A 22313-nucleotide genomic window follows, 5' to 3' on the forward strand; every position below is an offset into this window, starting at 1 on the left:
AAAAACTGTAAAGCGATAATCGCTTTACAGTTCGTCATATTTTTTATTACTTCCAAATGCCTTTTCTACTGGATATTTCTCTGCATTCTTGAGTAATTTAGCATATACTGCCTCTTCTAAATCAATATTCAATTTATCACTTAACATAAGCAAATAAATCATTACATCAGCCATTTCTTCTTTCATTTCCTGCATTTTAGTTTCTGTTGCTTCTTCACTAGACTTCCATTGAAAAGTCTCAAGTAATTCTGCTGCCTCTAAATTTAATGAAATTGCCAAATCCTTTGCATTATGAAACTGACCCCAATTTCTCTCATCTCGAAATTTTATTACTGCCTTTTGTAAATCTTGCATCACTATTAATCTCCTCTCTTTTTCGTACTATCTTTTCAAAATAAAACGCACTTTATATAGGGCCTCAACTAATTCACCTTAATCCAGATATAATCGTCCTCATATTTAACATTTAATTTTAATCGGATACCCTTCATATATGCATCTAATTGCTTTGATAGGCTCTCATCACCGACTTGATCATATCTATCTACATCTAAATATAACTTGAATACACTTCCTTCCGTTAACTCAAACTCCCATTTTAAAAAGTTATGTAGCACACTTTCCCGACTCATGTATTCATTTGCTTCCATATATTCTAGCAGCTCATGTAAATTATAATATACTAAGCTACTTGGCCTGAGATCATGACATCTTGGACAATATTCTCTATATCTATCTTTTAATTGCATAATCATTTCTGAACCACATTGATTACAGTTACACATGTAGCAATCTCCTTCAATTCTCTTATGTTCTTCATACTCTTGAAATTATAAATTATACTATTTTGTTTTAAAAATGTTCCTCTTATGCCACTTAAAGTATAATTTATTTTCTGGGCGAATTTCTATCTTAGCTTTGGGTGTTAATCCAAATATCAAATAATCTGTTTCTACTATCAATGGAGAAATATGCAATCGCCCCTGGCCATCAAATGTAATAAACCCTTTATCATACAGGGCATCATGATTACAGCAAAGGAGCACACCATTATAAGAATTTAAACGCTCCATACTTGTGCTATCTTTCCATGGCTTTGAATGACTCGCTCTTAATAATTCTGGTAAATTTATTCCGCATAATGCACATTTCCCGTTCCACAGCTCCATTAATGCTTTCCTGAATTTTTGCTGCCCAATTCGGATTGTAGCTTTTACCTTTGATTCCGTTTCAGATATAACAGGAATTAATGTGTTATTTTCAGTCCTTCTTACCTCATCAACTGATAATTCTAATTGCTCATTTTTCTTCTTATAGATGTTTGAATCACTAATTAATTCAATTAATTTAAGAGCTAATTCTTCATTACATGGGTATAAATAACCTTGATTTCCATTTGCATCTGATTGAAAAGGCGAGTATTTAATTGGTAAAAGCTGCGATATCTCTTCAAAATTCTCACGTATATTAATTGTTTTTTCTAACTCATGATATTTTAAAGGCACCAGATAGCCTTCATCATTCCATTGATCATGACTTTTCATAATCGATGGTTTATTCGATTCCTTACAATCTTCTTCAGCAATACTAACCGCTACAATATTCCCTTTTACATAATGAAAGATTCGATCTCCTTTTTTTACATCCATCATTCTTTTCCATGAATGTGGTACATTACCACCTCTATCTTTTTTTGGTGACCAAATAATTCCTAATTCCTTTTCTTCTTGATAAGTATGTCCCTGCATAACAATAAAATGGTTCATATATTCTCTCCTAAAGCGTATATTTACTACACTGATTTCTATTTAATTTAATACTAAAAAACTCTCCTACGATTAGCAAATAACCTATTTAAGTTTTTACTAATAATTAATTATACATTTTTTATTTCATACGATTTTTTTCTCTTGAAATTTGCTAGTTGCAATACATAAATTAAATCCCACACACAATGGTGTTAACATGTGAAAATAATCTAGTAGTTTTACATATAAAGTACATATCACACAAATATCTACAAAAGCAGCACATGCGCTATTATTGATTTTTGTGATAAATGGAGAGTTTTAACTAAATACTCATTTATGCAAACAAAAGAGTTGACCTAAAAGGTCAACTCCTCTGCTTCAAATTCTTTATTTCTCTTCTTCCTTTTTTTCCATTTCCCGTTCATTTTTAGCGATTAAATCATGAAAATGCTCTTCTTTGTTTTCTTCTATATACTTCATAAGTTCTTTAAATTCCATTCATATCGCCTCCTATACTTATTATATCAATAATATTATAAGTTGTCAGGAGATTATAGAAATTAAATCTATTTATCATTTTATAAAATTTATTAAATGTATGTTCCCTAAAAAACAAGAGCTGATTTTTCGTTAAATTGATTATTTCGAAATTCATCAACAATAATTTCTTTTGCTTGTTTTGATTCTTTAAAAGCAAAAATTTCTGGTTGCTGACCCGTATTATCATATAAGCTATAACAATCTATCAAATCTTTAATTTTACAAAATGTAGTTGCTACTTTCATATGGCTTTCTTCAATAATATGTTCCGGAACCAATCTTCCTGTTAGTTTAAAACGCATGATTGATCGTTCTAAAGCAACCTTTATTGGAACATCTACAATGATTGCATTAATACTGAATTCAGCTTGTCTTAATTGTTGAATCAATTTTTTATATTTCTCTACATTTTTCATTGTACCATCATACATAAAGTTTATTTTTCTCTTCATACAGATTTTTAAAAGTTCCATGGTAATATCACTGCTTTCATCATGAACCAAAAAGGCTGCTTGTTTTATTAGTTCTGTGTCCCCTGATTCCATTAATTGTTGATATTCTGGTATTTTTTCTTTGATCTTATCAGAATCTATCCAAATCATATGTTTCTTCTTACGTTTATACCCCTTACTTACTAACTCTCCAATTGAGCTTTTTCCAGCAGCAGAACCACCACCAAGTAATATGGCTTCAGGTTCTTTTTCTTGCTGTGAATGTTCATTTAAAAATGATTCAATAATCTCATTATGTAGATCCTTACGTTCTATTACATACTCCCCATTGTTTACATATCTTTCTCGGGTTGTTCTCAATTCGTCTTCTCCTCTTCTATAAATGAATTATTAGGTTCCCTTCAAAAGTTAGAGTACTTACTCTAACCCTGTACTTATAACTTTGATTTCTCGTCTCTACTTGAGATCATTCTTACTATGATTCCATATAGCTCTTTTAGTTAGATGCTATATTTTTCAATTCATCATTACACATTCCTTCTAAACAATCATATTTCTCTCTAACTTAATACCTACTCTATATATCCACTTAAACAAACAAAAAAGGACTCCTTTAAGTCGATTAATTGTGCATAGCAAAATAAGCTATATACACTAATCGGCTCAAAGAAGCCCTTTCAAAATTGAAACAAGAACACAACTTGCTTCTACAACTCAACCACAACACATAAGGTGTGGGAATAAACGGAATCAATTAAACTAACAATATACCTATATATTACATAATTTAGTTATTATTATCAAGATGATCTATTAAATTACTATTTTATTTCATTCCATAAAGATAAAGCAAAGATCCAATTCGGATCCCCATTCCCTTGATAGCTTTGGGCCGCCTCGTATTCCTTACCCTCGTGAACTACTCTATCTCCTTTTTTATATGCTTTATACGAATCCCATTTCTCATAAGCGTTTTCTTGTTCCTTCGTAGTAACTGTTAAGATATCACTTTTCATTGATTCATTGCCAGCCGTATCAACTGCAGAAACTGCATACTTGTATGTTGTATTTGCTTGCAAATTCTTGTCCATAAATGATGTGGTATTAACAGTACCTATTTCCTTCGTAACCCCTGCAATTTCTCTGTATACAATATAATGATCCACATCTATGTTATCTTCAGACGGACTCCACATTAAGTCAACAGTATTGGCAGTGATTCCCATACTGTGTAACCCTTTAGGTTGAGTTGGCGCTTCTGTATCTGGTTTTTCCACTGTTGTTTTAATAACTAATGCTTCACTTTCCTTAGATATATTCCCTACAGCATCTACTGCTTTTACTGTATACGTGTAATCTGTGTTTGGGCTTAATTTTTTATCAACTACACTAGTACCTGCTACAGTATTAATTACTTCTCCATTACGTAACACTTGATACTCTTTCACCCCTACATTATCTGTTGCAGGCTTCCAATTAAGTTCTACGCTATTTGAAGTGGTTTTTACTACTTGTAGTCCAGATGGCCTAGTTGGTGCTTCTGTATCTGGTTTTTCATTATTAACTAGATTCACATCAATCACATTATAAAAAGCATTTACGGTATCAGCTACATCCCAAACCGCTAAAATGACATGATATCCACTACGATCAGTTGGTACATTAATTTTATGTGATAAATTATTAGATGCTGCAGAACCATCGTGTTTTACAGTTCCTATTAATTCAAAATCCGCTCTTGTTAGAGGTTTGTTTGGGTTCCATCCTTTTTTTGTAATGTAATAGTGCCATTGACTTGTTAAATGAGGAGCAGTGTATTTCCAAGTGAATGTATTCTCTCCACCCTTAATCGTATTCTTAAACCATCGATCAGCTGTTTGTTGATCAAGAATCCCACCAAACAGGCCTCCTGCTGAAGCAATTTTCCCATCAACCGGTCCACCTTGTGGGAATCCTTTAGGCGCTTCTAAGCTTTGCGGCTCATACATTACATTGCCACAATTTAAATTCAAAGCTCCATAATTCTGGCTACATAAAGCAGCACGGCTACCTGGCTTTTCAACGAACCCATGTGCATAGGCATTTTGAGGAATTAAAGTTGTACTCATAATTCCTACTGCTACTACAGCAGCACTTAATCCTTTTTTATTTGTAGTCATTTTTTTCAACTGCTTTAGAATTTTTTTATTCATTTTAATAGTCCCCTCCTATTAATTTTCTTACTATATTAAGAGCATTGATGTAAAAGAATAATAAACATAGATTACAAAGATTAAACAAATAAAAACGAAACCTCATAACTTCATACTCAAATATTCATTTAACTTCCTTTACATCCAAATAGCTTTATAATTAAATTATCACATAATAATTCATTAAACTTATACTGAAATTGTGCACAGTTTTTGAACTTTCTTCCAATACGCCTTTTTCTTTAAAAATCTCCCTTTCTGTAGCTTTAAAATGAAGTTTGATCAAAAACACTACGCTAGTCTATATTTTGTAGCAAAAAAAAGAATCCATTTTAACGAATTTACTGAAAGAATTCTCCTTCCTCAAGCGTGTGAAGGGCGATAGCCCAGCGGTAGAAACAAAATAGGAACGTGTCCATAAACTTGGCAAGTGCATAAGGTGAGGAAATTCTTCCCTCAAACGCTTTGATGTCACCCCTTTAATTTTCGCCATTGTATCGGCGGGACTAAGTGTTGGCATTGTATTTAAAAACAAGTGAACGTGGTCTGTATCACATTCCATTGCGATAATAACAATATCCAGTCCGTTACATATTTTTTGAACCAACATTTTGAAACGTTCTTCTACTTTTGTGTTTAGAAAAATCTTTCTTCTGTATAAAGATCTCGTGAACCAGTTTCACGCAAAAATCTACGGCATCCTCATCACTTGTAATATTTGCACCAATGTTGGCATTCTGAAGTTCTTTTATATCCCGTACCATTTGAGTTTTCGGTATCTGCGTCTCTAACATTTTTCGAATTACTTTAGATTGACTCCCCCCAGCGTATTCACACAGAAACTCAATCTCACTCCATAACTCAGTTGGTAAAGTTAACGATACTTTTCTTGTTACACCGATCGCTTTACGTCCTGCTCCTTCTCTTTTCCCACCACGATTGTTTTGTCCAGTCATTATATATATCTCCCCTTTGATTAAAGTTACTTTATTCAAAAATATCCCTTGCATTGGATACAATCAATTAATTTTAGTTACTTTATTCAAATAGAGTTCGACAAAATGAAATTTTCATTACATTAATCCCCGTATAACATTTCCGGTCCTGCTAACACTATAACTGTAACTTAACGTTACACATCCTAACTTGCAGGGCCTAATTTTCTTTTGTACAACAAGCAGTTAGCTAATTAAGCTGATTGCTTTGTTGAGCCGAATGAAGGATTTATAAAAAGATTTCTCAACACCTAGCATTTAGAAATATATTACCTATTATGGTAATCCGTTGGTAATCCTATGATTTCTATAGCTTCTCTCTCGGACTTCGCCTCAAGCCAACGACGCTTCCACTTTTCGTCTTTGTCATAAAACTCTAATGAGTACGTCATAACGCTATTACGTTTCAAAAATTTGTCCGCTGTACTTGTTGCAGTATAATCAAAAATTTCGACTATATCCCTCCCGTGGTAGTTGTTTCATGCCCCTAACCCCATTGGACGAGATTTAATTTTGTTCTTATCTGCCTGATCCATGATTAATGTGGCGATTTCTAGTTGATTCCTTCCTAGCCCTTTTGCTATTTCAAGAATATCTTTATCCTCATCCCACACTTCTCGTAATTGAATCACTTCGCTTTCATCAAACACTAGGTCCAATCCTTCTAAAGCGATATATCGCCTCTTATTTCAATGATTTTGTATCCTGGATAGCGATTGGGAGTAATGTACTCAATCGCTTTTTCTTTTGCTTCTTTTTCATTTCGTCCTTCCTTCCATACCCATGAAGGAAGGAAGACTTTTGATTGATTTTTATCTAACATAGGCTTTCACTCCTTGTTTAATTAGAAGAAACGACCATGTTATAATAGAGGGACAAAATATTGTGTCGTTTCATGAAATAGCTAATTAGGGGTAATCGACTGTTTTTATTTTCTCAATAACGATTATTCAATAAATCTGTTAACATTTAATTACCGATATGTGTATCAACCAGCCTGTGCATCTGCACAGGCCTTTTACTATGCTAATTTTAGTTAGCGGATGCATTTTTCTCACCCTTTATGATGCTTCGCACATCAGAATAGTTCATAATTCCGTAACACATGCATACGAGTTATCGTGTTAAAATTAAGCCATTCTCAAGAAGTAATTCTTATTTACTCGACAATTCTTTTACCCTGTTTAAAGCCTTGCCCCCTGCGAGGCTTTTTTATTTAGCTAAAGTAATATCCTCTACCTTATCTGCGCTGTTATGTACCCCTCTAGCTCTTAAATCTCGTATCATTTTGATTATGTTTGCTATTTCTTCTTTGTCACTCTGCTGTTTATCCATCACTTTTCATCCTTCATAATCCGTTTGTCTATCCGATCCATCAGGTAAATGAATCCTGCAATTCCGATAACTAGTACCAGTATCATAAAATACGAGAATGTACTTCCTTCCATTTTCTAGGGATAAAATTATGTGAAGATTGTACCAAATTAACCAATGAGGGCTACGGCTCTCTTTTTTTATTTCTAATCGACAAAATATGACAATATACGGATAATTATTTTGATAAGATTGTCCAGAAATATTACATTTTATATATCTTGGAGGAATTAAATTATGAGCAAGAAATTATTAATGGCTTTAGCATGCAGCGTGTTACTTATGGGATTGGCTGCTTGTGGTTCAAGTGATAAAGCAAGTACATCAGAAGAACCAAAACAAGAAACTAAAAAAGAAGATGAACAAAAGAAACTAGATGAGCAAAAACAGGAAGACGAACAAAAGAAAATAGAAGAACAGAAAAAAGCCGAAGAACAAAAAGAAGTTGAAGAGCAGAAACGATTAGAAGAACAGAAAAAGGCTGAAGAGCAAAAGAAATTAGAAGAACAACGAAAACAAGAAGAGGCTCAAAGACAACAGGAAGAACAAAAGAAACAACAAGAAGCAGCTCGGGCAAAAGAACAGGAGCAACAAAAAACTACTGCTAATACAGCACCTCAGCAACAAGCTGCACCTAAACAAGAGAAAGTGCACTTTGCAAACTGTACAGATGCAAATAATGCCGGTTACTATGATATAACTCCAGATAGCCCAGCTTATGCTTCACATTTAGATCGCGATGGCGATGGCGTGGCTTGTGAACGAAATAAAGGACATAAAAAATCTAGTAAAAAACATTAGATTTATGGTTAAGCACTCTTGTGAGTGCTTTTTTTATTCTCATTCGACAAAATATAACAAAATACAAATAACTTGTTTGCTACCATGAGATAAGAAATCTTACATTTCAGCTTATATAACTAATACATACTGGGGGTAACACAATGAAACGCAAATTACTTGCAGCATTAGCATGTAGCGCCTTACTTATGGGATTATCCGCTTGTGGTTCAAATGAGAAGACTGCAACTGAATCTAAACCTAAACAAGAAGCTAAAAAGCCTGAACCGGTTACTACAACTTCACTTATTAGCGAGTTCAAGAAAGCTGGTATAGAAGCTGAAAATGCTACGGATCTACCACAAAAAGAGTTCGGTAACATGCGTAAAGATGGTAAACGAATCCTAATTCCTAAATTAGGTGAGGATAAAGGTGGCCGTGTGTTTGAATTTAGTAAGAAAGAAGACTTAGAAAAAGCTAAGAAGTACTATGATGAGCTAGGAAACTCAGCTCCAATGCTTTTCTCACATACATATGCTAAGGGGAATTTCCTTTTACAGATGAATGGCGATATGAAAGATGAAGAGTTTAATAAGTATAAAGAAGTTATGGATAAAGTAGTGAAGTAAATAGCGGCACTCGAAAGAGTGCTTTTACTATTTCTCAATACTCGAAATTATCTAACGTGGTAAAATAATAATTGGATTGGCATCCAATACCATATTACGTTGGTTCAAATCGCAGGAAGGCACCTTAGGGTGTCTTTTTTTTATAAGAAAACCCCCAAGCATTTATATACTTAGGGGCTTATCGATTGAAAGGTAAAACTGCTTACAATTCCTTAAATTAAGAACAAAGTGGGATTACTCCTAAACCAATTAATAGAGCTGCAGCAAACGCTGGAATTGGTACAGGAATCTGGATACCTTCTACAACTAAGAAGTATTGTCCACTTACTACTTGGAAACAAACTAATTGCATGGTTATTCCTCCCTTCTGTTAGGATTAATACATTATATTAAATAGTCTGTTTTTATTAATATATGCGATTTATTAATATTCAGGAGAAGTGCCTTAGATTGGCTTTCTCTTTTTTCAAAAGAACTTGCTCCATTAATGCATAAAAACATAAAGTAAATTGAATCCGTTAAAATACATGAGTTACCTCTTGTTTTATCCTCTTATCTAAAGGAGGAACTATTATGGGCTTTGGTGGAAGTTGTGGTGGTGGTGGTGGCGGCTTCGCTGGAGGATTTGCTTTACTAGTTGTATTATTTATTCTATTAATAATAGTTGGAGCTAGCTGCTTCTGCTAAACAAACTATCGGAAAAGACACTCTTATATGGGTGTCTTTTCTTTATGCATTAAAAAGCCCACCTATTTCCGTAGGTGGACTTTATCTTTATTACACAATACCAAATTATACTCTCATTTTTTCGTAAACTTTATGCAATTATACATATTTGTAAAAAATTACACTAAATAAATATTACATGTAGTAAAATATAAATTGTGGACACGTTCTATAAAGCAGATTCTCCGATTAGAAGGCGTAACACATCTCAACCATATAGATGTGGCGTTGCTTTAATCTAGCCAAACAAACGATCTCGATTCTCTTGTATTTGTACACTAACAATCTGGTAAAAATAAATGATTCTGTTTTATAGGATGTGTTTACTTAATGTCCAATACATATTATTAAAAGTAAAGTGGTTCAAGTCGGAGGAAGGCACCTTAGGGTGTCTTTTTTTATTTTCAAAAGGACCTGCTCAATTAATCCGTAAAAACATAGGGTAAAGTGAACCCGTTAAAATACATGAATGACCTTAATTTTCCCCTCCTACTCAAAGGAGAGATTAAAATGGGATTTGGTGGTAGTTGCGGTAGTTGTGGCGGTGGCTTTGCTGGAGGCTTTGCTTTATTAGTTGTACTATTTATTTTATTAATCATAGTTGGAGCTAGCTGCTTCTGCTAAACAAACTATTGGAAAAGGCACCTACATAAGGGTGCCTTTTCTTTATGAAAATCTCCACACAAGGTGCAGGAATTTTCATGCTACGAATATATAAAACTAATTATTTAATATATAATGAAGTGCGCCACGTATCTCTTGGATAATTTATTGAAGTCTTTTGATATTCAAAAGTCCCTTCTTGATGATTTGATGCGTCCCATTTATATTCCCAACCTACAATAGGATTACCACCAATTATTTGTGAACCAATACTTTTCACATCAAATCCATTCATTTTGGCAAAAGGAAACTGGCCATATCCTATTTCTTTTGTGTAAACATATAAGTAACTTCCCCCATGATCTTTAGTTGTACTAAAACTATTAGGATTAATGTATTCAACTCCACCCAATTGTGATTCTACTTTTACTACACTTAAAGAAGTTAGAGGTGCTGCTGGTCCTGCTGATGCCTCCGATGCCATTCCTAACCCAACTACCGCCGCCACCGCTAATGATGATATCCCTAATGTAACTTTTTTAAACATATAAACATCCCCTTGTTTTATAATAAGTACAAGTTTGATATTAGCAGAAATTTATAAAAATATCCCTTATTTTGAAAACGTTAACAAATTCTACTTTTTTCGATATGCAATTTAGCATATCGATTGACATACAGAATAATCCATCTACTACTTTTGATATAAAAACTATTTTCAAATTTAATACTATTAACTCACTAAATTCTCATAAAAAGACTGGTCGTCTATACAATGTTTTGGTAAAATATAGGTAACTTTTAAGAAGGAAAAGCTAATATACATCGACTAAATAATGTAAAGAAAATGTTTTATTGCATAAAAAAAGGCTCCATTGCTGGAGCGCTCAAAAAATAATATAAGTAAATGAATTAAAACAAATAACAGACAATTAAACTATATAGATAAAGCTTCAATAAATCTATATATATGCAATATTACATATAAAAATCCTATTTATTGATGCTATAATAAGCTTACTCGATGATTGTTATATTTTTTAAGTCGGAGAAAGGCCACTCAAATGAGTGTCCTTTCTTTAACAATATTCAGGTTCATATAACCCGTATAACTGTCCACCGTTTATAACAGTTCCTTTTAAATAATGCTTTATTCCCCCTTTAATCACTACCATTAATCACTACCATAGGCATATCATCTTTACTATTATAAGGAAAAGCCTTATAATCACATGTTGCGGCAATTGAATTATTACTGTTATTCAAATTATTATCAGTGTCTACAGCTGCGGATGTTCCTGTAGCACCAGACAGCATAAACCCAGTTGCTAAAGCCCCTACTACTAATTTCTTAAACATAAAAATTCCCCCTTTAATATTTTTTATAACTTGCACCTTAAATGTATCAATTTAATTGTTTTTGTAATTTGAGAACCAACAATCTGTACGGTATGGTCACAGTACCGTAGCCCACGAACCTATATGGTCTGTTGTGGGAGTGGTGATGGCACACCGCAATCTTGCACGTCAGCGATACCAGAAATGGACTTCGCCTTTGGTAGCAAGAATCCCACTGACGTTAGTCAGCTGGCCCCTTTAGGGGTGGGAGTGTCAAATGTGTTTCATTTTAAAATGTAATGTAGCCGCTACTTATCACTTCCCCACAAACCTAAAATTCCTACAATCTGACGAGCCTTAGCATTATCTATATAATAATGCATCTCTAACCCTCTTCTTTCTGCACGGAGTACGGTTCTCCTTAATTTTGATAGATGCTGTGAAACAGTAGATTGTGGGAGTCTTAATATTTCCGTTAACTGCGTAACATTACACTTTTTATGGTGCATTAATTCATTTACAATTTGTAACCGAACCGGATGTGCCATTACCTTTAAGACTTCTACATCTTCTTCGCGGATTTCAGCTAGATTTCTATCAGATACTACTGTTTTCATTTCGCATTCTCCTTTATTATTAATTTCTATTTTCCTATTATCCTTATAATTAGTACTTATAGATGATTACCATTTGTCCTGTTGAGAAAATATATTCTCTTTTTAAAACAAAAAGGTTACCTATCCTGAAAACAGTTTTTTTACTGCTTCAATGATTTGATCCCCCTAATTTTTTAACCAGACTATATTTTGTGTTGAGAGAATTATTTTGTAGTCAATTACTTGACTTTGAATGAGGCTTAACACGCTTTGCTAAGCAAAAGTAATACTTCTATCCCTTTGTTTAAAGACAGATTTAAATTCGGCATTTGCTTTCTCGTATTTCAAAATCTATAAGAAACATCTCTTCATCTCTCCTCCTACAACATATATTTTTTATTTCTCAACACCAAACAAATGGAATTTCAATCCCATTAATGGTAGTATAATGGTACCTTCAGTTGTTAAATGTCATGCCCTTTTGAAAGGCCCTGTCTGTAATGACGGGGCCTTTTAAATTCCTCCAACTAAAAAAAGCCTTTTTATTTCCTTGTTAACACCAATAGTATATATCCCTCTTTCAATCTATTAATTTCCTATTACATTCCTTCATATAGAGATGGAGGGACTTCTCGTTCACATCATAAATTATGCACCATTGCATTTGATAATCATTTCCGTTGTAACTATAATGATTACAGGATGATTTTTAATCCAAATATTCTATATGGAGGTTTTATTATGTTTAAAAAAATCATTGTGTCTTCTATGGCGCTTACTATGTTTGGTGGGGCTGCAACTATGCTAGAGACACCTACTGCTCAAGCAGCTACTTATAACTCAGCATCATCTTCTTACTTTGATGTTACACCTGAAGAAGCCGCTGCTTTCTATCAATCTCAAGACTATAAAAAATTAAAAGTATTTATGGATGACTTTGAAGCTAGAAATCCTTATACTCCTGGTGGAGGATACGCTCAAGGTAGTGTACGTATGCAAAGATTCAACGATGCTCTTAGAGATGCTAAATTAACAAATGTCTACCAAGAATTTATTAGAATCTCGTACTACAATCATTATCCAGAACCAAAATAATAGAAATGTATAAAGTATCTCTTATTAATTTAACTTTGCCCAATTATCTTATCGCCTAATTGTAAATGTATAATCCAAAATAATTATTAGAAACCACTTTTATAAGGGTGGTTTTTCTATTTTCCATGAAAATTAGCATATGAATGCTAATTTATCTCCATATAAAACATTAAATGAATTAACTGCTCTACTGTGGGAATACATCTAAAAAGTTAACTGCCATCAACTGAGCAACGTTAGCCATTTAGTTGATTTAAACACTTTACCTATACACGATAAAACAGGAGTGTGAATAATACTTTCACACTCCTTCCCTATCTTTTGGCTCAAACACATATTTTCTCTTAGTGAATTTTATATTGTCCTGATAACTGTTCTTGCGCCATACGCACTAAGCGTTTTGTAATTTCCCCACCTACTGAACCATTTGCTCTTGCTGTTGAATCCGGTCCAAGTGTAACACCAAACTCCTGAGCAATTTCATATTTCATTTGCTCAATAGCACTTGCTGCAGCTGCTATCAAGATTTCGTTCGAATTATTATTTTCGCGAATTTGCATTTCATACACACCTCCACTGATTTTAGTAATATTATGTTCCGTTTATAATAAAATATACGAATAATTTCCAAAACAAAAAAAGACACCTTAAGATGCCTTTTTTCAATATGTCCATGTAACGCTTAATTTATTTTTACTTGTTAAAGCAAGTAAAGAACCCACTGAAGTACTTTCCTCCTCATGATATACAGTTACTACAGTGTTCTCCACTTTAATCATAGTTCTAAGATTTGTACTTTTATAGTTCTAGAATTCCCATAACTTCTTTCGTAAATAGTTTAAAGTCCTTTAGATGTTTTTCAATAATTTGGCGAACAATATCTAAGTTTACACTTTGATAATCATGAACAGCAATATTTCGAAACCCAACCATTGCTTTTAACTTACTTGCCAGTTCGGTACTAAGTAGATCTGCATCAACCAACAAATCAAATGCCTCTCTACTAGATTGAGGTAGTCCCAACTTCTTTCCTGCAACAATATGCATTGCTAAATCAATACTTGCTTCGCATGCTCTTTGAATATTTAATATTATAGAATCTTGCTTTGTATAATCCTCTAAATTATCAGGGTTATTTCCATATACCTCTTGAATTCTTTTTATACAACGCTCTATTGTAGAAATTTTATTCAAAATAACTTCATTCTTCATATATAGAACCTCTTTTCTTTATATCCTCAAATACGATTTTGCGTTCCTCATTCAATTTTGAATACATTTTTAAAGTTTTTATTTCAAAAATTGTTTTTCGCTCTTCATCCGAACAAAATATTGTCTTTCCTGTATGTATAATTTGAGCTTGGAAAACTGTAGAAGCTTCTGATAAATCAACTAAATCAACATCTCTATGAACAATATCCGCTAACTCCTGTGCTAATAAAAAACGTTCATAATTCCCTAATTTTATGTCACTTAAATAAGCTATATCAATGTCACTATCATCTCGTTCTCTGTCCTCTGCTATGGATCCAAATACAATTATCCAATAGGGATTCACAGTCTCTTGTAATTTTTCTATAATAGCTGTAATCATGCTTTGAAAAATCATTTAATTTCCCCCTCCTTATTGTACTTGAATTTTATTATATCATAACCATTATATAACCTTTTCAGCTACGCAGTATAATACATTAAGAATATTAAATTGCCCTCCTTCTTAAATCTTCTTAAACGGCTTGTATATTTTGTAAATAAATTCAATTTAACGCTTTATTTGTTAAAGCAATTAAAATATCCCCAGAAGTACCTTCCTCATATAGTTAAAAGTACAACAGATAGGCTCTTATGCTATTACACATAAGAGCCTGTCTCACTAGTATTATAAACAACTACTTATATAAGATTCTTTCATACTAAATAAAAGGTATTTCTACAATTATTCTGGGAAAATGAAGTTAGAGTTCCCTTCACTATTAGCGGAATCCTCTTTCGGGAATGTAATAGTAGTTCCTTCATTCCCTTTATTTATTTCTTGTTCCTCTGGGAATACAATGGAAGAATCATTGCTTAAGTTTGGTGAAAAGCCAAGTTTAGATACAATGGCTTTTAAATCAGGTAAAACACCAATTTTATCAGAGGCTGGATCATTGGATTTCGTTCCTGTACTAGGATCACTTAAAATATCTCTAAGCTGGCTTGGTGTATATACTTTTCCCAGATTAGTTTTTGTAATTCCTTGAATTGATGCAGCAGCACCAGCAATGATAGGTGATGCACTAGATGTTCCACTAAAGCTAGAAGTATATAGATTTATCATAAATTCACGTGGTTTAGCATCTGTTGTATCCACTGCATTCCCCCATCCATATACATCTACCCTACTACCATAATTAGAGAAATATGAACGTTTATGAGGGACCCTTGCAGAAGCTGCTCCAACCATAATCGCCCCTGAATCTTTGAAATCAGGACTATTACGATTTAAAACTTGTTTACCATTACGGTCTCTAAATTGATCCAAGTCATTTCCGCCGTTTGCACCTGCTTCAATAATAATAATTCCCTTATTTGCTCCCATACGAATTGCATCAAATATATCCGGTTTTACTTCTACAGGAAGATAATTCTTATCTCCATATCCTTCATAAGTTGCTTGAGCTTCTAATAAAAGAATATCTCCAGCTTGCATATTGTTAACCGCACTTAATATAGCATCAGCTGTATTATACATACCGTTGTCTCTAATCTGAGATACAACCTTTACCTTAGCTTTTGGTGCAATCCCAATTCCACCTATTTTATTATCTTCTGCAGAAACAATTCCTAAGACTGAGGTACCATGATCATGGTGTTCACTCTTGTTCTGTCCGGACATCAATTCGATCTTCTGATTCACTAAATCTTCATGACTAAATAACCAGCCATACTCCATATCTACAAAAGTTGTTCCTTTTCCATCTCCACCTTTTATACTCCAGGCATAAGGTGCATTGATTCCTAATGGTGCTGGTTCAAGGTAACCTTGCCTTGTAAGTCTAGGTTCATCATATGGATTAACTGATAAATTGGATAAACGCTCTTCAGGTGGAGCTTCTTCTTCCTGTAAATATGCCGTTTCAACAAGAGATGATTTCTCAAATTGTACAAGCAATGCTTGTACATCAATATCACCTTGGGTTTCTACAATATAATAGTTTAGCAAATTAGAAGAAATATGATCAGAGTCTTTTATTTCTTTACCTAGATTTTTAATTTCTTTAGGATTTAAAGAACTAAAAAGTCGATTTATAGTTACATTTTGATATTTGGCTAAAATTCCATTTAATTCAGGGTCTTGTTTTTCTTCTTTAATGAATTTTTCTATCCCATCCTGATATGGCAAATTTGCTTCATTTTTAAATTTCAAAATTAATTGTTTAGTAACTTGCTTATGTACAATAGAATTCAATTGCTTATTTGAATAATCGTAACTAGCTGCGTAGGCAACTTCTGATTTTTCACTTGGGAGTAGTCCGCCCACCCCATTAAATGCTGTTAATGCAATTGAAGAAACTAGAATTCCCTTAAAAATTTTCAAATCGTGCACCTCTTTTAATTTATATATGATTATAAAAAACTATAGATTACCTAACTTCTTTTTTATACAAGCGTCTTATATTTAGGGTTATATTTTCAACTCCATTCATTTTTTTATATTCACTTATATATCATTAATACAACTAGTTCATGCCATCAAATCTATTACTTTAGTCGCATAGCTGTAACCAGTATAGTTACAACCTTGATAAATAGTCAACCTTATTTTTTATGCAATTTCGCATTTTAACGAATTCCTCGAAAGAATTCTCCTTCCTCAAGCGCATGAAGGGCGTAGCCCAGCGGTAGGTGGGAGATGAATTTCGGTTTGGCGTAGCCAAAAGGCTTTGCTTTTTATTTTGCCTCTGATATAATCAGTCTTATAAAGCGAAAAGGTTGGTATATTAATGAAATTAGACAGCAATAATCATTCAGTGTTCTTATTGTATTATCATCTTGTGTTGGTCGTAAAATACAGAAGAAATGTGTTTGATGATGATATGTCAGATTATGCAAAAGACATGTTTATCAGGTTATCCGAGAATTACAACATAACACTGGTAGAGTGGAATCATGATGTAGACCATGTTCATATTTTGTTCAAGGCACATCCGAATACAGAAATGACAAAATTCATCAATGCTTATAAGAGTGCAAGTTCTCGACTAATCAAGAGAGACTTTCCACAAGTGAAAACGAAACTTTGGAAAGAGATGTTTTGGTCAAGAAGTTTTTGCTTACTAACTACTGGTGGTTCGCCAATAGATGTAGTAAAGAAATATATTGAAAATCAAGATGAAAAGTGAGGTGAAATGATATGACAAAGCATAATAAAGCATATAAATTCCGTTTGTATCCAACAGAAGAACAAGCATATCTTATGCGTAAAACCTTCGGTTGTGTACGTTTCGTGTATAATAGAATGTTAGCAGAACGGAAAGAAGCGTACGAAAAATACAAAGATGATAAGGAACAACTAAGGAAACAAAAGCCTCCAACTCCCGCGAAATATAAAGCAGAATTTGAGTGGTTAAAAGAAGTTGACTCATTAGCTCTGGCAAATGCTCAACTACACTTGCAAACTGCCTATAAGAATTTCTTTAGTGGTCAAAATGACTTCCCAACATTCAAAAGTAAAAAAGACAGAAAGTCTTATACAACGAATGTAGTAAACGGAAATATTATGTTGCTTAATAGTCATATCAAATTGCCAAAACTGAAAATGGTACGTATCAAACAGCATAGAGAGATACCACAAGATTATATGATCAAGTCATGTACGATTTCTATGACACCTACTGGTAAATACTATGTGTCCATCTTGACTGAATACGAAAAAGAGATTGTACAAAAAGAAGTAGAAACAGTTGTTGGATTAGACTTTGCGATGGATGGATTATATGTTAGTTCTGAGGGTGAGAAAGCCAATTATCCTAAGTTCTATCGTAACATGTTAGACCGATTAGCAAAGGCACAACGAGTATTAGCAAGACGCAATAAAGGGTCTGGGCGTTGGAATAAACAACGTATTCGTGTAGCTAAGTTACATGAGAAAGTAGCTAACCAACGTAAGGATTTCCTTCATCATGAGTCTAAAGAGTTGGCTACTCATTTTGATGTTGTAGCTATTGAAGACCTAAACATGAAAGGAATGTCGCAAGCACTTCATTTTGGAAAAAGTGTCGCTGATAATGGGTGGGGTATATTCATTTCTTTCTTAGCTTATAAACTAAACGAACAAGGAAAACAACTTGTGAAAATAGACAAATGGTTTCCTTCCACAAAAACATGTAGCAGTTGTGGAAATGTAAAAAATATGTCATTGTCTGAACGAGTATATTCTTGTATATGCGGTGTAAATCTCGATAGAGATTATAACGCAGCTATCAATATCAAAATGAAGCAATACGTCTATTAGTGTTAGCGTAAATAGCAATAAAATAACCTTTGGAACAAGGGAGTTAGCTCGGCTGTCTTAGGACGAATTCGTTAGCTATCAAAAGTAACGACTAACCGAGAAGCCCCCACTTCAAACAGTCCGTTAGGACGTTAAGTGGCGGGTAGTTCACAGAGTGTATACTTCTATCAACTTACTCCTAATTATTTTAATTTGAGTCTTATTCTCCTCATATTAAACCGATCTCTTATTTAAGTATAAAACCTTTACATTTTAAGAGAAGTTGGGCTTCTATCATTTTAAGTAATTGCATATATGTAATTAAAGGCATATAAGGGGGATTGAAAAATGGTAATTTCAAGACAAGATTCCTGGACTAACGATAACGATTCACTTCTCGCAACAATAGTACTTCAAAATATTCGTGACGGTGGAACACAATTAGCTGCATTTAAAGAGGTAGCTAAGCAATTAGCTAGGACACCTGCTGCTTGCGGATTTCGTTGGAACTCATGCGTACGAAAACAATACGAAGAAGAAATACAACAGGCTAAACAAAATCAAAAAACTGGAAATAACAAGTCCCCCATCCAACAAACAAAAGAAACAAGCTCTTTATCTATTACATTAGATGACATTATTATCTTTCTACAAAATTATAAAGAAGTGAATGAATTGACAAATTTACAAAAGCAAATTGAATATTTAGAAGCAGAGAATCAAACCCTTCTACAACGTTTAACTATGTATGAAGAAGAGTATCATATGCTACTTAATCATATTGATAAGACAAGAAATCTGATTGTAGTCGACTAAGAAGAATCAAATTAATTTTTATCGTATTAAAACCGTAGCCTGTCAAAGTTACTATGTATGAATTAATTTCAATACATTATAAATGATAATAAGCAAAGCGCACGTTTATTGTTAATAAACGTGCGCTTTACTTAATTCATAAAATAGAAATTTTTTTCAACTTGATAACACTTTTAAAATTAAGATGTTTGTTTTATAGGTATCTGTTTACTTCTATTCTCAACAAGTTTATCTAATAATAAGTAAACAAATCCAGACATAACACATCCCACACCTAAGATTGTAAATAATATATGCCCTAGAAGATGCTCCAGTAACAAACCGCCTAAAAGAGGCCCTAATATATTACCTGTAATCCACTGCAGATTAGCGGCTCCCATATAAGTACCCCTCAAATGTTCTGGAGCTAAATTAGCAACGAAAGTCATTTGGACAGGTGACATAATCATTTCTCCTAAAGTATAAACTGTATAAGCTATTAATAATGAAACTAAAATAACTAAATCGTTTGTGTTTATTACTTGAAACCACTTTGGTAACCATCCTATTGCCAAAAGACCAATACCAAAAAGAATTGCGCCATATAGCATTGATTTCCCAATCGATTTGTGAGTTAACCATTTTGAAATGGGAAATTGAAAAAAAACAACTAATAGGCCATTTAACGTCATTAAATATGGAAATGGATTACTATTTCCAAAAATCATTGTCTTCTCATTACTAAAATGAAGCGGTAACATACCTTCCGATTGCGAGAATCCCATAAATATAATGATTCCTGTAACTATATAGAAAAGTAAGATCCTATCCCTTATAACAACTCTTAATGTGGATCTTATTGAATTTTCAGGTGTTTCTTCATGTATCATGACATTTTTAGGTTTTGTTTCCTTTAAAAACAGTACCATTAATATTGTATAAAACAGCATGGTTCCAGAAGTAATCAAAAAGATGACATCTTTTGATACAACTACAACTGCTGCGCCAATTATAGGACCTATCGCTGCTCCTATATTATGAGCCATTCTAAGTAATCCATATGCCTCAGTTCTTTTTTCTGGTTCTGTTACATCCGTAACCATTGCAGATGCGGCTGGTTCAAAAAAAGAGTTACATAACCCTAAACCGATAGATAAGATTGCATATGCTATAAAACCATCTATGAACAAAAAAAACAGCATTAATAACCCATTACTAGCCATAGAGAGTACCATAGTTGGTTTCCGGCCATAAGTATCTGCTATATGTCCTCCAATTAACGAGCCTATACTTGCTGCAATTGGAGATAAAGCTATGATCACACCTACCTCAAGCAAAGAATCTACTTTATCCTTTAAATATAATGCGAAAAATGGCATTAACATCATCATTGCAATACCATTTAAAGCTTCTCCAATAAAGCGAATCCATACATTAAGGTCCATCCCCTTGAACTCTTTCCATGTACTTCTCATATATATCTCACCTATGCTCACTGTATATTTTTTATTACGTAAAGAGCTTTATAACACTTTTACCAAAATCTAAATTTAGCAAAATAAGCTACCAATTCATAAAAATACTTATCTTTTGATAAAATAATATAAACTCGTACCAATAATCTCCAGTGCATCTTGCATACGTTGAGCCGAGATGTTCTCTAAAACGGTATCTTGAGGTGTATGGAAAACCCTTTCAACATAATAAATAAGAGGATCCCACCTCTCTACATCCATCCATATAAATAAAGCAGAGGGAATTCCAGCTTGATTAAATGGTACATGATCACTAGAATCAAACTTTCCAGTTAACACAACCGATTTCCTCAATTCTTTACTAGTAGCTACAGCAGTATTTGTCACTTCATTTTGAGAGCCATCTAACGTCATTGCATATAAGTCCTTAGCCTTATGATAACTTGTTGCAATCATATCTGCATTAAACACTCCTCGGATACGAGTTTTGTCTTTAACAGATAACTGATTAACATAATGATAAGCTCCTAAAGATTCATTTTCTTCCGCTCCAAAAGCAATAAATTGAATTTCTTTATTAGTCTCTATATCCTTAAAATTGTAAGCCAACTCTAATAAAAGCCCCACTCCAGAAGCATTATCGTTTGCTCCAGGTGCCCCAATAACACTATCATAATGAGCACTCATTATTGTTACTTCCTCATCACCTGTCGTATGTTTAGGCTTTTTTTTCGCAATAACATTTGATGAGCGTAAATTTACTTCTTGCTTTGCCTTTAAACTGACTACATTGTGATTATGTAATAATCTTTCTTTCATTCTAATCCCCTGATTATAGGCAAGCCCAAATACAGGTATCGATTGTTTCTTTTTTAAAACTGGATTAAAAGCTTCTCCATAGTTCCCTCTATCCCCAATCGTACTATATAACAAAACACCCTTTGCTCCCTTTATTGCTACATGCTCAACCTGTTCATTATATTTTTCAATAGTATCGGCCTGTTCTAATAATACTATCTTCCCATGGATCGACTCAGATAAACTATTAATATTGGTTTCTTTTCCTATAAAAACTACCGAGCCAACCACTGGATTTGTAGATATAAATGCATTAGATGCTGCCCCAACCTGCCAATCTTTTTCCCCATACATACTAAAAGAAATACTTCCAATATATTGATCAGGTACAGGGAATGCTTGATACTCAACCTCATATCCTAATTTCTGCAATGTATCTCCAATGTATTTAGCTGCTCTATGTTCTTGCATAGTCCCACTTGGCCGTGGACCAATTTTTTCAGAAAGAAAACGTATATGCTCAATGGCACGATTAGCACGAACTTGTTCTGTCACAGGAGAATACAGATTATTATTAACCATAGCATTTACTTTTACTGGTTCTCCATATGGATTACTAAAAAAGAAAAGAAATAGAATTCCAAAACTTACAATGTTTTTTTTGATAATAGTTAATTTTTTCATTTGTCCTCCCTTTTATT

The 22313-nt window shown here is 33.4% G+C and carries 25 protein-coding genes and 4 pseudogenes; 8 read left to right on the plus strand and 21 right to left on the minus strand.

Going from position 1 to position 22313, the window contains the following annotated elements; all coding sequences use genetic code 11:
* Positions 1–24 precede the first annotated feature (24 nt).
* The 11 genes and pseudogenes from JFU54_RS01165 to JFU54_RS30025 all read right to left on the minus strand — a co-directional run bounded on the left by JFU54_RS01165 (position 25) and on the right by JFU54_RS30025 (position 7265).
* A complete protein-coding gene (locus JFU54_RS01165; protein ID WP_078205664.1) occupies positions 25–354 on the minus strand; it encodes a nucleotide pyrophosphohydrolase in 330 nt (109 codons plus the stop codon).
* Between the two features lie 68 nt (positions 355–422).
* Complete coding sequence (locus JFU54_RS01170) at positions 423–785, minus strand: hypothetical protein (protein WP_078205663.1); 363 nt, start codon at positions 783–785, stop codon at positions 423–425.
* A 57-nt stretch (positions 786–842) separates the two neighbouring features.
* Positions 843–1766, minus strand: coding sequence for an HNH endonuclease (locus tag JFU54_RS01175; protein WP_078205662.1), 924 nt, complete (start codon positions 1764–1766; stop codon positions 843–845).
* A gap of 590 nt (positions 1767–2356) precedes the next feature.
* Positions 2357–3103, minus strand: coding sequence for a zeta toxin family protein (locus tag JFU54_RS01180; RefSeq protein WP_201063487.1), 747 nt, complete (start codon positions 3101–3103; stop codon positions 2357–2359).
* A 461-nt stretch (positions 3104–3564) separates the two neighbouring features.
* Positions 3565–4935: a lytic polysaccharide monooxygenase gene (locus JFU54_RS01185; RefSeq protein ID WP_201063488.1), complete on the minus strand. Its 1371-nt coding sequence runs from the start codon at positions 4933–4935 to the stop codon at positions 3565–3567.
* Positions 4936–5236: 301 nt separating this feature from the next.
* Positions 5237–5593: pseudogene (gene tnpA / locus JFU54_RS01190) on the minus strand (IS200/IS605 family transposase); the annotation flags it as partial.
* Positions 5523–5891, minus strand: coding sequence for a CopG family transcriptional regulator (locus JFU54_RS01195; protein ID WP_201063489.1), 369 nt, complete (start codon positions 5889–5891; stop codon positions 5523–5525). The gene JFU54_RS01195 and the pseudogene tnpA (JFU54_RS01190), both read right to left, overlap by 71 nt.
* A gap of 308 nt (positions 5892–6199) precedes the next feature.
* Positions 6200–6413: pseudogene (locus JFU54_RS01200) on the minus strand (hypothetical protein).
* A complete protein-coding gene (locus JFU54_RS01205) occupies positions 6410–6604 on the minus strand; it encodes a hypothetical protein (protein WP_113937361.1) in 195 nt (64 codons plus the stop codon). Before JFU54_RS01205 ends, JFU54_RS01200 begins: the two are co-directional and overlap by 4 nt.
* Entirely contained in the window at positions 6595–6753 is a 159-nt protein-coding gene (locus tag JFU54_RS01210; protein ID WP_181777931.1) for a hypothetical protein, read from the minus strand. The genes JFU54_RS01205 and JFU54_RS01210 overlap by 10 nt, the downstream gene beginning before the upstream one ends.
* 389 nt (positions 6754–7142) lie before the next feature.
* On the minus strand, positions 7143–7265 hold the full coding sequence (locus tag JFU54_RS30025) for a hypothetical protein (RefSeq protein ID WP_265324696.1): 123 nt from the start codon (positions 7263–7265) through the stop codon (positions 7143–7145).
* 276 nt (positions 7266–7541) lie between these two features.
* Between JFU54_RS30025 and JFU54_RS01215 the strand changes: the two genes are divergently transcribed.
* Positions 7542–8105 carry an excalibur calcium-binding domain-containing protein gene (locus JFU54_RS01215; RefSeq protein WP_201063490.1) on the plus strand — a complete coding sequence of 188 codons (564 nt, stop codon included), beginning with the start codon at positions 7542–7544 and terminating at the stop codon, positions 8103–8105.
* A gap of 143 nt (positions 8106–8248) precedes the next feature.
* Positions 8249–8713 carry a stress protein gene (locus tag JFU54_RS01220; protein ID WP_201063491.1) on the plus strand — a complete coding sequence of 155 codons (465 nt, stop codon included), beginning with the start codon at positions 8249–8251 and terminating at the stop codon, positions 8711–8713.
* 217 nt (positions 8714–8930) lie between these two features.
* Here the strand turns inward: JFU54_RS01220 and JFU54_RS30030 are convergent, their stop codons facing one another.
* Entirely contained in the window at positions 8931–9065 is a 135-nt protein-coding gene (locus JFU54_RS30030) for a hypothetical protein (RefSeq protein ID WP_002016520.1), read from the minus strand.
* 221 nt (positions 9066–9286) lie between these two features.
* Here JFU54_RS30030 and JFU54_RS01225 point away from each other — a divergent pair, with 221 nt between their 5' ends.
* Together JFU54_RS01225 and JFU54_RS01230 are read left to right on the plus strand one after the other, a co-directional pair.
* Positions 9287–9400: a YjcZ family sporulation protein gene (locus JFU54_RS01225; protein ID WP_078205657.1), complete on the plus strand. Its 114-nt coding sequence runs from the start codon at positions 9287–9289 to the stop codon at positions 9398–9400.
* Positions 9401–9949: 549 nt separating this feature from the next.
* Positions 9950–10063: a YjcZ family sporulation protein gene (locus tag JFU54_RS01230; RefSeq protein WP_113937363.1), complete on the plus strand. Its 114-nt coding sequence runs from the start codon at positions 9950–9952 to the stop codon at positions 10061–10063.
* Between the two features lie 100 nt (positions 10064–10163).
* Here the strand turns inward: JFU54_RS01230 and JFU54_RS01235 are convergent, their stop codons facing one another.
* The 3 genes and pseudogenes from JFU54_RS01235 to JFU54_RS01245 all read right to left on the minus strand — a co-directional run bounded on the left by JFU54_RS01235 (position 10164) and on the right by JFU54_RS01245 (position 11997).
* On the minus strand, positions 10164–10589 hold the full coding sequence (locus JFU54_RS01235) for a DUF4879 domain-containing protein (RefSeq protein WP_002017095.1): 426 nt from the start codon (positions 10587–10589) through the stop codon (positions 10164–10166).
* A 532-nt stretch (positions 10590–11121) separates the two neighbouring features.
* Positions 11122–11401, minus strand: a pseudogene (locus JFU54_RS01240) (hypothetical protein).
* Positions 11402–11688: 287 nt separating this feature from the next.
* Positions 11689–11997 (minus strand): ArsR/SmtB family transcription factor, encoded by a 309-nt coding sequence (locus JFU54_RS01245; protein WP_078205906.1) that lies wholly within the window; start codon positions 11995–11997, stop codon positions 11689–11691.
* A gap of 720 nt (positions 11998–12717) precedes the next feature.
* Here JFU54_RS01245 and JFU54_RS01250 point away from each other — a divergent pair.
* A complete protein-coding gene (locus tag JFU54_RS01250; protein ID WP_002090455.1) occupies positions 12718–13071 on the plus strand; it encodes a hypothetical protein in 354 nt (117 codons plus the stop codon).
* 344 nt (positions 13072–13415) lie between these two features.
* On the opposite strand, the gene JFU54_RS01255 is transcribed toward JFU54_RS01250, so the two are convergent.
* The 4 genes from JFU54_RS01255 to JFU54_RS01270 form a co-directional block, all read right to left on the minus strand.
* Positions 13416–13631 (minus strand): alpha/beta-type small acid-soluble spore protein, encoded by a 216-nt coding sequence (locus JFU54_RS01255; RefSeq protein WP_001167047.1) that lies wholly within the window; start codon positions 13629–13631, stop codon positions 13416–13418.
* A gap of 238 nt (positions 13632–13869) precedes the next feature.
* Positions 13870–14283: a type VII toxin-antitoxin system HepT family RNase toxin gene (gene hepT / locus JFU54_RS01260; protein WP_002204143.1), complete on the minus strand. Its 414-nt coding sequence runs from the start codon at positions 14281–14283 to the stop codon at positions 13870–13872.
* Positions 14273–14680: a type VII toxin-antitoxin system MntA family adenylyltransferase antitoxin gene (gene mntA / locus JFU54_RS01265; RefSeq protein WP_002204144.1), complete on the minus strand. Its 408-nt coding sequence runs from the start codon at positions 14678–14680 to the stop codon at positions 14273–14275. Before mntA ends, hepT begins: the two co-directional genes overlap by 11 nt.
* A 327-nt stretch (positions 14681–15007) precedes the next feature.
* Positions 15008–16648 carry a S8 family peptidase gene (locus JFU54_RS01270; protein ID WP_078205921.1) on the minus strand — a complete coding sequence of 547 codons (1641 nt, stop codon included), beginning with the start codon at positions 16646–16648 and terminating at the stop codon, positions 15008–15010.
* Positions 16649–17054: 406 nt separating this feature from the next.
* Between JFU54_RS01270 and tnpA (JFU54_RS01275) the strand changes: the two genes are divergently transcribed.
* From tnpA (JFU54_RS01275) to JFU54_RS01285, 3 genes and pseudogenes are all read left to right on the plus strand, one after another.
* Entirely contained in the window at positions 17055–17453 is a 399-nt protein-coding gene (tnpA, locus tag JFU54_RS01275; protein ID WP_113937393.1) for an IS200/IS605 family transposase, read from the plus strand.
* 11 nt (positions 17454–17464) lie between these two features.
* A pseudogene (locus JFU54_RS01280) lies at positions 17465–18576 on the plus strand (RNA-guided endonuclease TnpB family protein).
* A gap of 316 nt (positions 18577–18892) precedes the next feature.
* Positions 18893–19360, plus strand: coding sequence for an RsfA family transcriptional regulator (locus JFU54_RS01285; RefSeq protein WP_002144287.1), 468 nt, complete (start codon positions 18893–18895; stop codon positions 19358–19360).
* Positions 19361–19539: 179 nt separating this feature from the next.
* Here JFU54_RS01285 and JFU54_RS01290 read toward each other — a convergent pair whose 3' ends face one another.
* Both JFU54_RS01290 and JFU54_RS01295 read right to left on the minus strand, forming a co-directional pair.
* Entirely contained in the window at positions 19540–20814 is a 1275-nt protein-coding gene (locus JFU54_RS01290) for an MDR family MFS transporter (RefSeq protein ID WP_002068800.1), read from the minus strand.
* A gap of 108 nt (positions 20815–20922) precedes the next feature.
* Positions 20923–22296: a M28 family peptidase gene (locus tag JFU54_RS01295; RefSeq protein ID WP_201063495.1), complete on the minus strand. Its 1374-nt coding sequence runs from the start codon at positions 22294–22296 to the stop codon at positions 20923–20925.
* Positions 22297–22313 lie beyond the last annotated feature (17 nt).

Source organism: Bacillus sp. TH19 (assembly GCF_016651075.1).
GTDB lineage: Bacteria > Bacillota > Bacilli > Bacillales > Bacillaceae_G > Bacillus_A > Bacillus_A mycoides.

Coding starts and splice junctions, on each gene's coding strand:
- JFU54_RS01165 (WP_078205664.1), bottom strand. CDS start 354: ATGCAAGATTTACAAAAGGCAGTAATAAAATTTCGAGATGAGAGAAAT.
- JFU54_RS01170 (WP_078205663.1), bottom strand. CDS start 785: ATGTGTAACTGTAATCAATGTGGTTCAGAAATGATTATGCAATTAAAA.
- JFU54_RS01175 (WP_078205662.1), bottom strand. CDS start 1,766: ATGAACCATTTTATTGTTATGCAGGGACATACTTATCAAGAAGAAAAG.
- JFU54_RS01185 (WP_201063488.1), bottom strand. CDS start 4,935: ATGAATAAAAAAATTCTAAAGCAGTTGAAAAAAATGACTACAAATAAA.
- JFU54_RS01195 (WP_201063489.1), bottom strand. CDS start 5,891: ATGACTGGACAAAACAATCGTGGTGGGAAAAGAGAAGGAGCAGGACGT.
- JFU54_RS01210 (WP_181777931.1), bottom strand. CDS start 6,753: ATGTTAGATAAAAATCAATCAAAAGTCTTCCTTCCTTCATGGGTATGG.
- JFU54_RS30025 (WP_265324696.1), bottom strand. CDS start 7,265: ATGGATAAACAGCAGAGTGACAAAGAAGAAATAGCAAACATAATCAAA.
- JFU54_RS01215 (WP_201063490.1), top strand. CDS start 7,542: ATGAGCAAGAAATTATTAATGGCTTTAGCATGCAGCGTGTTACTTATG.
- JFU54_RS01220 (WP_201063491.1), top strand. CDS start 8,249: ATGAAACGCAAATTACTTGCAGCATTAGCATGTAGCGCCTTACTTATG.
- JFU54_RS30030 (WP_002016520.1), bottom strand. CDS start 9,065: ATGCAATTAGTTTGTTTCCAAGTAGTAAGTGGACAATACTTCTTAGTT.
- JFU54_RS01225 (WP_078205657.1), top strand. CDS start 9,287: ATGGGCTTTGGTGGAAGTTGTGGTGGTGGTGGTGGCGGCTTCGCTGGA.
- JFU54_RS01230 (WP_113937363.1), top strand. CDS start 9,950: ATGGGATTTGGTGGTAGTTGCGGTAGTTGTGGCGGTGGCTTTGCTGGA.
- JFU54_RS01235 (WP_002017095.1), bottom strand. CDS start 10,589: ATGTTTAAAAAAGTTACATTAGGGATATCATCATTAGCGGTGGCGGCG.
- JFU54_RS01245 (WP_078205906.1), bottom strand. CDS start 11,997: ATGAAAACAGTAGTATCTGATAGAAATCTAGCTGAAATCCGCGAAGAA.
- JFU54_RS01250 (WP_002090455.1), top strand. CDS start 12,718: ATGTTTAAAAAAATCATTGTGTCTTCTATGGCGCTTACTATGTTTGGT.
- JFU54_RS01255 (WP_001167047.1), bottom strand. CDS start 13,631: ATGCAAATTCGCGAAAATAATAATTCGAACGAAATCTTGATAGCAGCT.
- hepT (WP_002204143.1), bottom strand. CDS start 14,283: ATGAAGAATGAAGTTATTTTGAATAAAATTTCTACAATAGAGCGTTGT.
- mntA (WP_002204144.1), bottom strand. CDS start 14,680: ATGATTTTTCAAAGCATGATTACAGCTATTATAGAAAAATTACAAGAG.
- tnpA (WP_113937393.1), top strand. CDS start 17,055: ATGAAATTAGACAGCAATAATCATTCAGTGTTCTTATTGTATTATCAT.
- JFU54_RS01285 (WP_002144287.1), top strand. CDS start 18,893: ATGGTAATTTCAAGACAAGATTCCTGGACTAACGATAACGATTCACTT.
- JFU54_RS01290 (WP_002068800.1), bottom strand. CDS start 20,814: ATGAGAAGTACATGGAAAGAGTTCAAGGGGATGGACCTTAATGTATGG.
- JFU54_RS01295 (WP_201063495.1), bottom strand. CDS start 22,296: ATGAAAAAATTAACTATTATCAAAAAAAACATTGTAAGTTTTGGAATT.